Raw genomic sequence first — 9,509 nt, 5'->3', positions numbered from 1 at the left:
GGGTTAGGAGTCACACAATCACTCCAGGTTGAAATAGTGCTCACCCACCAGCGGCTCGGTGACCAGCGTTCTCCGGTTGCACCAGCTCCAGCCGAAGACTCGCCGATCAAGTCCCATTAGGTTGACCTTGTCAACCCCGACAGGTTCAACCATCAAGATCTCCGAGCTTCGTGTGATTTGTATTCTGGCGACGAAAGAGTATCCGCTACCAACGACACGGTTGAGGCGCGTTCGGTTCGGGTCCTGCGGCAGCGGCTGATCGACGCATCGCAGCAGCCGACAAGGTGTTCGCGGGCAAGACCGGGACGGCATCCTCACCGACGAGGAATTCATGGCGAAGAAATCAGGAATTCTCGACAGACTGTGACGACAGTCCGTTCGCCGCACGACCCGTCGACGCCGGTCATTACCCCGCGCGCCAGCCGTCCCCACGCTAAACCCCACCGAGTGTGACGGTCCCTATTCCGACAGTGCCGGGCACCAGCACGGTGGCCACCGTCGACCCGATTACCAATGAAGGAAGAATGCTCTCATGGTTGAGTTGGCGAAGGGTGCGAACGCCGCGATAGTCGGCGCCGAGATTCGAGTGCGGTTCTTGACTGCATTGCCCACCGACAGTACCGACCTGTACACGCTGCTCTTGGACGACAGTCGGTCGGTCCGTTCCGACGACGACCTGATCTTCTATAACAACCCCTGCCCAAAGCAGGCACCAATTCGGCTGGTGGACAACGACGCTGTGGTTATCTCGCTCAGTGATGTTGCACCGTCCGTCGAGAACATTCTCGTCGCGGCCGCACTCGACGACGATGTGTCCGGCAGCTTCTTAACTCACGGAGGCGGTGTCGTTCATATCGACATCGACGGACACCCGTTCGCCACTCACGCACTGACGGGTCTGAGCAACGAACGGTGCGTCATCCTCGTCGAGCTGTACAGACGCGCAGGGAAGTGGAAGGTCCGCGCGGTCTCGCAAGGATGGGCGGACGGTGTCGCCGGACTCGTCTCCACGCACGGCATCCACGTCGTCGACCAGGTCGAAGCGGTCCCGGCACCTTCCGGTGCCGCCGACACCCCACGACGAAATGCGCCAGCGTCGACCCCGCCAGCGGCGCAACCAGATCCGGTCGCCCCCTCCGCGTGGGACGGAGCCGGCGTCGAAGAGTTGATCGGTGCGGTGCGCGCTGGCGTGGCTTCTCGCAGGCCGCAGCAACGGCGACCGGTGCGCCTGCCATGGACGCGCCCGCGGCCGCAGTCGGCAACGATCACCGCCTACCGCAATCAGCGCCGGGCTGAAGCGGCGACGCTCACCGACGAACTCCGGCACTCGCACAGTGCCATCGACTCCGTCATGAGGACTGTTCCGAACCCTGCGTTGGACAGCACATCGCTGCTCGGTGTCGCCGCCCTGTCGATGCGCACGAATGAGCCCGCCTGGCGTCGATACTTGGGCCGAACCACAGCACCGACAGTGACCGACGCACCGTCCGCCGTCTTCGCGCCCGTACTGGACGCACTCCGTCGACAGGCATCAAGGCTGAATCACACCCTAGCTGTGCAGGAATGGCTGCGCCTCTGTCTGGCGGCGGCGGACCTGCAACCGACCTTCGGTCACGCCGAACAGTGGTCAGTACAACCCACCGGCAACAAGATCGTGATCGATGTAGCCGTGCCCGACAGGTCATCAGTGCAGCCGTTCGACAAATACCGATACGTGGCCGCCACCGACCGGATGGAAACGACCAACCTCCCGCCGAAGGAGCTGTCGAGGCTCACAACAGTCTTGTTCGCTGCATCCGCGCTCTCGCACGCTCATATTGCTGCATGTGCGACGAGCGTGGCAGGCCTACCCGCCGATGTCGTCATTGCCGTCAACTGCTGGGAGTGGTCGGTCGATCCGGCGTTCGGAGTGTCCCGCAGGGTATGTCGGTCGACGCTCGTCACTTCGCCAATGCAGCTCGGGCATATGGACATACGCAACGTCGACCCGGTGGCCAGCGTGCGCGCACAAGGCGGCGACACCAGCGACTACTCGGCCGTGACACCGCTGTCCTCGCACACCTCAGCAGGTGGACCCGCCGGGCGCAGAGTGGACCTCCGCACGATCGACCCGTGGGAATTCGAAGGCCTGGTGGCGCGACTGGTAGAAGCGATGGGCTACGTGGTGTCCGAAACCCCGCGCAGCGGCGACGGCGGAGTCGACCTGTACGTCGAAAGCAACGATCCCATCGTCGGTGGACGGGTCGTAGTGTCGGTGAAACGATTCTCCGGACAAGTAGGACCAGACCACGTCCGCGCCCTCGACAGCGTCGTCCGCCAACAAGGTGCAATCAAGGGAATCTCATCACGACGTCGAACTTCGGCCCGGCGTCGTACAGCATCATTCAGAACAAGCCCCTGCAACTCGTGGACGGAGAACAGCTCAGGTCCTGGCTGCAGAGCTATCTACAAATTGCCACCTGACGACGACTTGGTACGGACCGCGACCGACACCGGTACACGAACGAGAGTCACCTGTGGGTGAGACGCCTTTGACTACGCGGCGTGTAATGCCGAGTGAGGGCTATCGCTCGGGGCGGTGGTCCCGTGGAAGTTGCAGGGGCGTCAGCCATGGTTTTCGCAAATACCGCCATGGTAAGACCATCGGCACCGAAAAGAGACCTGCCCAATTTGCAGAGCCACAAGTTGAGCAGTTTCGACAAGCAGAATTGAGCACTCAAGATGAGCGCCGTCAACGTCTCGTCTCAAAGCTGAACGCAATCCACGCGTGTGTCGGCACGGCCACTTCCTGACACCGAGGAATACATACCGCCGCGCCCGCGCTGGGACCGGGTGCCGACGATGTATACGAATGAAGTCGATGACGAAATAGGACTCCCGCCCGAGCGATTCGCCTGACAGCGGTGCGAGACTTGTTGTCGTATCGTATGGTTTGGTTGCCGCGTCGTCGAAAATGATTGCCGCGTGCTGTTTTGCCGATCGGCCTGGCAACGAATCCGTGGAGGACCGCTGAACCGCAGGAAGAGATCACGGAAGAGCCAGGAATCGAGCCTCCCTCTCGTACGCAGGATAGCGTCGAACGACCTCGAAGCGCTCTGGACGGTCGTGTTTGCTGCGGGCGCATCGCCGGGACCGCGAGAGCATTGGCTTGCGGTAGGTGCCATCGCGAATGCAACGTTGACTAATGGGACTGTTGGAGGGAGCAACACCACAGCCGCCGAATTCGCTGGCCTGATTAGGTCGGCCGAGCGGGAGCATAGAAGCATCGGCGTGATGCAGGATTTCACGCCCCCGGACCCCCGCGACCGGATCGTGGTGCGGCTTTCGAATCACCTCGTACGACTCTTCCCTGGATCCGTAGAACGTCCTGTCGCTGACGTGGAGCGAGCGCTGTTGGTCGCCGCAGCGATCGATGATCTGATTGCCCAGCGAATGGGGTTCGGTATCGAGGACTATATGACCGTGGTTCTGCGCTACGTCGATTGGGCTCTGGTCGTACTATCTCCGACATGGCCCGAGGTTAAAGACGAGGAGTCGAGTGCGTTGACTCAACATGAGGTCGACGCTGCGAGACAGGTCATGCTGGGTGGGACTCCCGAACATCTAGTCCACGATGACCGCGCCCAACGCGCTCTGAAATGGGCAACTTCGAGCCTGGACTCTCTTCCGCACGACCCAGGCGACCCACAGAGTCAATTTCACGAGTTCGTACGGGTGGAGTCGAACACGTGCGCCGAGGCTCGCTGGCTACCGTTAGCATTCCTGCCCGAAGCGCTGACGCTGGGAGTCACGAAACTGGCCTCTTACCTTGCCGATTCAGCTGAGGCGAACGAGAAGTGGGCGCAAGTCTCAGCAGCTCGCGTACGAAGAGCCCTGTGGAAATTTTGCACCAAGATCCTAGGTCCACAGGACATCGACAACCTTCCAACAGTCTCACCCGAGAATGTCGTCCAATGGATTTCGATAGCAAACGACGACACCGCGATTGCCGTTCAAATCACCTCACTACTCGAAATAGTTCCTTTTCCTAGCGGAGTGCCGTGGGCGGCGGCGGAGGCTGCGCACCAGCCCACCGGCGAAACTTCCGGCCAAGGGAGTCCGATTCGAATGCCTGGCGCAACCGTCACACTAGACAGAAGCGTCCACGTCGTGCCACTGATGGTGGTCGCTACGCCTAGTCACATCGCTGTGCCTCAAATCGACCGAATGGCGTCGATGTCCTTGGATGACCTGACCTGGATCTCGTCCACCGCCGATTCGGAGACCGACCTCTTCGAATTCTGCAGGGATCTCTCACGGCCCGATGCGCCTCGATATATGGGCTGGGAAACCATCAATGTGTGGGAATGGTGGAAATCGAACGGAAAAACGATCTTTTCAGGAGGATCGATTCCGACCTTCATGACGATTGAGCCGCACATGGGAAGCGCGGAGTGGGCACGAGCGCAACGGCTCTCAGGTGCAGAGGAGGCACTATTCGAGCTCGGGTTGCCTCCACTTCGTGACTTCGACGGAGTCGACCATTCGGAGTCAGGCCCGCCCACCCCATTTCGCTTCACCTCGATCCGAGGTAACGAGATTCCGGTTGCAAACAGCAGAGGCGAACCCGACCAGGTGGGTGATGGCGAGACTGTCGAGCAATGGAACGGAGTCCATCCTTTCCCAGGCATGGAAGGTTGGACCCTGTACACCGGTCACCCGTCCGTGGCGATCGAGGCGGTTGGCTCGATGGGGCCGGCAGATGAATTCGAGTTCATGAATCGATTGAGCGGTGCCTTTGCATTCGGTTTCGGGCAGGTTGCCGAGGCATGGGCAGACGTGCACGTTGGCACCGGTATTCGAGGCTACGTTGTCGAGTTGACCTCCACGTCGCGCGTGGGGGCAGACGTCTTGTCGGTCGTCGACGTCGCTGGGGACGCCACGAAGCCCGGTGTGCAACGAGTTCGATTGGCGGTGAGAGCACTACATGATCGCTTCGATGACCACCCGTCTACCGACTCTCTTAAGATTGCGATGGCTGAGGTAGTTCGAGTAGTCCTTGGTCGCTGCGGGATCAGGGGTAGCGGGGTCGATCGGGTGTACCGCGACTGGTGCGAGGCAACTCCGACGCTCACGATCCGAGCTCTGGCCGTTCCCACGATCAACAACCGGCTGCCGGATCCCGTTGAACTCGATCGCGCATTCCTCTCCGAAATGGACCGGACCGTTGCTATTGCGGTGAAGGACAAGGGCATTGAGCCCGGGAAATACGAATTGGGCGACGCGCAGCAACTAGACCGCGATACTCTGGCACCAATTGCTCTTGACGTGCTGACGCGCCGTTTGGTCCGCCATGACGCGGACGACCTAATTCGGTTCGGGATGGAACAGCTCGAACGCGTGCTGAGCCGGCGCGACAGACAGCTACGCGATGTGCTTGAGTCTGCCCGGTATCTGACTCTGGATTGGAATCCCCGGCACCGGTACACCGAGCTCCAAAATGAGCACTTGCTGCTGCGCAGATCCATCGAATCTGTCCTTGAGGCAGCGATGCGTTCTGCAGCGTCGGGTGTGGAGCCCGTCGGGGAGAGAGCGTGGGCGGAATCGATTGCGGCGGGCTACTCCTACCTCGCTGCGACAGATCGCAGCGAACGCGTTCACTATCAGGTCACGCCGACAAGAATCTCTGTCAGCGAGATGTTCGAGATACAAGCAGAGGCAGCATCTTCCAGTCCGTCCGGTCAGGTGTCGTTCGACGTCGACCTAACCGAGTTTGCGCGTGCAAAGTCGGCCGAAAACTTCGGTGACGATGCTGCGGATGGGCATGATGCCGAGCTCGATCTGAACCCAGACCACAGCGGAGTGCGTTCCGCAATGTCGAGTTCGCGGGAAACAGAAGACGAGGAACCCGCGCCGACTTCGCCCGTCGACGCTGGTATCGATGAGGCCATGTTGACCACGTCGGGCGTGTCCGGGATGGACATCTTCACGATTCTATTCGCGCTGGCGTCCTGGCCGCCCAGTGGCTCAGAGGGGAATATCATATCGGCGTCCAAGACAGAGGTAGTCCAGCATATTGTCGACAACACGGTTCTGGGTGAAGATTCGACTTCAGGTCCGCGGGTCGAGGCAGGTGTCGATTCGTTGACTTCGACCTGGGCAGATATGCAAAACGAGGACTGGAAGCCATGGCAGACCAAGAGCAGGCGGCGGCGTGTATCCGTTCGTCCACTTGTGTCTTTGAGAGACGGAACGCTGATCGTAGCCCCGCATTACTGTTTCGCGAGTCTGTCGATCTATCAGCGCTACCTGTCTCAGGGCCAGCTTCCGTGGAGTCAGCCCGAACCTCCGCAGCTGTTGAAGGCTGCACTAGAGCGTTTTCGTGACAGCAAGAACCGGGAACTGGAGGACACGGTTGCCTCAGTGCTGAGATCGAATGGTTGGACGGTCATCGAGCGGATCAAGGTTGGCGGCCACCGCCGTCTCGGGATCCCGGTAGTAAGCACCGAGATCGACATCGTCGCTGGTAGGTCCGACTCCAATCGGATTTTCGTGCTGGAGGTCAAGGACCCCGCTGACGTCTATTCTCCGTCGGAGATGGCACGTCAGCTGAAGGAATTCTTCGAAGATCGGGGTCGGAAGCTCTGCTACGCTACGCAACTCGGGCGTAAGTACGACGAACTTCGGCCGTATCCAGATGAGTTGGCGTCAGCCCTCGGTATATCGGCAAGAACTCGAACCGTTGAGGCATTGTTTGTGACGCGACATCCAATTTGTGCTGCGTTCGTGGGATCTTCTTTCGCGTTTGTTACGTTGAAAGACGTCGTAGCAACACTCGGCGATTCGCGCGCGTAGAGACATCGAAGTTTTCGAAAGCGTGCATACCGAAGGTTCATATTGGCGGAGCTCGCCGATGCTCAGAGGATGCGAACGACGTTGGCGTGGGTGCAGAATCGCTTGGGAACAGCAGTTAACCCAATGAGCTGGACTCGGTCGCCGCGCATTTCGATATCGCGCATGCCAGGTCGAGAGGGACCACCTGATTCCTCACCTGCTCGACTATCCGAGTGCGTACTTGCTGGACTACGTTAAATCGTTGCGTCTGGTCAGGATCAGGAGACCACCTGTGAGGCCGTGACAGACGTTCATCAATGAGCTCCAAGATTTACGAATCATGTTGACTCCCTTCGTCGATTTCGCTTCGCTGGACGGTTCACAGGCTACGACCCTGGAAAAGGTTGTCTCCAGAAGAGGAAATGCAACTAGGACTAGAAGAACGCTGCACGCTGCCACGACCTGAAGCACCGAATCGAACGGCACACCAGACCCGTACCACACGCAACGAGTTGAAGTATTCTGTTGTGTCCATCAGGCTAAAATTCGCGGTCATTCTTGGTCCCCGGAGCGTGCAGCTTCCGAGGTGAAGAGACGATATCACATTCCGCGGTGCTCGAATTGTTGACGAACGACGCTGCTAATTCACCGGTGAGTTACGCGTGGATGCAGGTGGATGCACTCGGACTGTGCGGGAGGTTGCCGGGCCGGATTGCAGTGTCGGTTTTGAAGGCCTGAACCCTACGTATTTGGTACTCGACGGAGGTGCGCGTGACTTCGGGTGATGTTCGACGCCGTCAGACCGGGTTACCTCCAGAGTTTGCTCGCCTTCCGATGCGGATGGTGCGGGCCGCGACGGCCGCGCGGGTGTACCCGCACCGGCGGGCCGAGTTCGCGCGGCTTACGGACTCGGGTCTGCTACATCGCTTGGCGCCGGGCTTCTACGTGGCGGTGCCAGACGACCGGGTCGGAGCCGACGGGATGTCCGCCCTGGAGGCAGCATTAGCCGGTACCGCTGGTAGGAACCGCTCCGTCCTGAGCTTCACCTCTGGCCCACACACGTACACCTCGGTGTCGTCGGGGGCTCCCACGGACGTTCTTGTGCGCCCGCCGTAGAGGTGGGTCCACTCGACGCCCATCGGATTCGCCTGCGCCATCATCGGACCCAAGGGAGTGATACCGATTCCAGCCGTGGTTGAGACTGCTCGTTCCTCCGTCGCCTCGGCGGGAGGCTCACGTCAAGGTCACGCGAATCGGTAGATACATTTTAGCTGTTGAAAGGAAGCCAGACCTTCGGGCCCGAACTCTCGTCCGAGTCCGCTCGATTTCACACCGCCGAACGGTGATGTCGGGTCCGGCAGATAGCCGTTGATGCCGACGGAACCCGTTTCGATCTCACGTGCGACATTCAGTGCACGCTCTGGGTCGGATGACCAGATGCTCCCTCCTAGACCGTAATCAGAATCGTTCGCTATGCGGACTGCGTGATCATCCCCGTCATAGGCGATGACCGAGAGAACCGGGCCGAATATCTCCTCGCGGGAGACGGTCGCTGAATTGTCGAGGTCCGCGAACAGGGTCGGCTTGACGAACCATCCTCGGTCCGTGCCTGCGGGTCGACCGGCACCGCCCACGACAACACGCGCGCCCTCGCGCGTGCCGATGTCGATGTAGTGAGAGACCCTTTCCCGTTGCGTCTCGCTTGCCATCGGTCCGATCAGCGTCGCCTCGTCCAGGGAGTCTCCGACGGGTGCGTTGTCGATGAGGGTTGCAAAGGTGTCGACGACTTCGTCGTACCTGCTGCGCGGAGCCGATATTCGAGTGCCCTGGAAACACACCTGACCGTTGTTGGCCAGCGTGGCTGCGAACAACGATTGCCCGACGGTCGCCAAGTTCAGATCGGCGTCATCGAGAATGATGGCAGCCGATCTGCCTCCGAGTTCGAGGGTAACCGGGCGCAGCTGCTCCGCACATGCTGCGGCGACCGCCCTACCACCCCCCGTCGATCCTGTGAAGGCCACCTTGTCGACGTTCGGATGCGATACGAGGTAGGCACCGATGTCCCGTCCGCCCGGGACCATCTACATGACTGCGTCCGGAACGCCTGCGGCTTCGGCGGCCTGCGCCAGGATGTAAGGATCCAGAACGGTCTCGGGGGATGGTTTGATGACGATCGTGCAGCCTGCTGCCAACGCAGGAGCGAGCTTGGTCACCGTCAACGATTGCGGAACGTTCCACGGGACGATCGCTGCGACCACGCCGATCGGACTGCGCCGCACGATGGTTGACCGCATGAACAAACCGTTGCGGATGTCCTCGATAGGCGTAGTGCGTACGAGATTCGCGTAGAACCTCAGCAGAGCCGGTGGAAACGTTGCTTCGAGTTGGCGCGCGATCGCAATCGGCATTCCGTTCTGTTGCGAGATCGCGTACAACATTTCTTCACTGCGTTTGTCGTACTCATCGGCGAATCTGTCGAGAACATCTGCGCGCCGTGCCGGCTCCCAGCTCGACCATCCTTGTGGGTCGTCGAATACCTTGCGCGCCGCAGTCCTGCAGCGGCTGCGGGGTTCATCCTCTACCCATCCACGGCCGGAGCATCAATCGAGTCCCACTCTTTTGACGCCAACCCGTTGGACCGGTAAGACCACTGCGATACACGAGACCGCCTCGTCTGCTGTGTCGCTAAGGCAGGC

General features: G+C 60.3%; 3 protein-coding genes and 1 pseudogene. 3 read left to right on the top strand and 1 reads right to left on the bottom strand.

What is annotated here, in order from left to right:
- Positions 1–532: 532 nt before the first annotated feature.
- The 3 genes from KVY23_RS23670 (at position 533) to KVY23_RS23660 (ending at position 7,929) form a co-directional block, all read left to right on the top strand.
- On the top strand, positions 533–2,524 hold the full coding sequence (locus tag KVY23_RS23670) for a restriction endonuclease (RefSeq protein WP_230558416.1): 1,992 nt from the start codon (positions 533–535) through the stop codon (positions 2,522–2,524).
- 869 nt (positions 2,525–3,393) lie between these two features.
- Positions 3,394–6,834: a hypothetical protein gene (locus tag KVY23_RS23665; RefSeq protein WP_230558415.1), complete on the top strand. Its 3,441-nt coding sequence runs from the start codon at positions 3,394–3,396 to the stop codon at positions 6,832–6,834.
- 750 nt (positions 6,835–7,584) lie between these two features.
- A complete protein-coding gene (locus KVY23_RS23660) occupies positions 7,585–7,929 on the top strand; it encodes a hypothetical protein (RefSeq protein WP_230558414.1) in 345 nt (114 codons plus the stop codon).
- Positions 7,930–8,057: 128 nt separating this feature from the next.
- Here the strand turns inward: KVY23_RS23660 and KVY23_RS23650 are convergent.
- Positions 8,058–9,362: pseudogene (locus KVY23_RS23650) on the bottom strand (aldehyde dehydrogenase); the annotation flags it as partial.
- Between the last annotated feature and the right edge of the window lie 147 nt (positions 9,363–9,509).

The sequence above is a fragment of the Rhodococcus sp. I2R genome (assembly GCF_020889545.1).
Classification (GTDB): domain Bacteria; phylum Actinomycetota; class Actinomycetes; order Mycobacteriales; family Mycobacteriaceae; genus Rhodococcoides.
This window is presented reverse-complemented; position numbering and strand designations above follow the sequence as displayed.

Coding starts and splice junctions, on each gene's coding strand:
- KVY23_RS23670 (WP_230558416.1), top strand. CDS start 533: ATGGTTGAGTTGGCGAAGGGTGCGAACGCCGCGATAGTCGGCGCCGAG.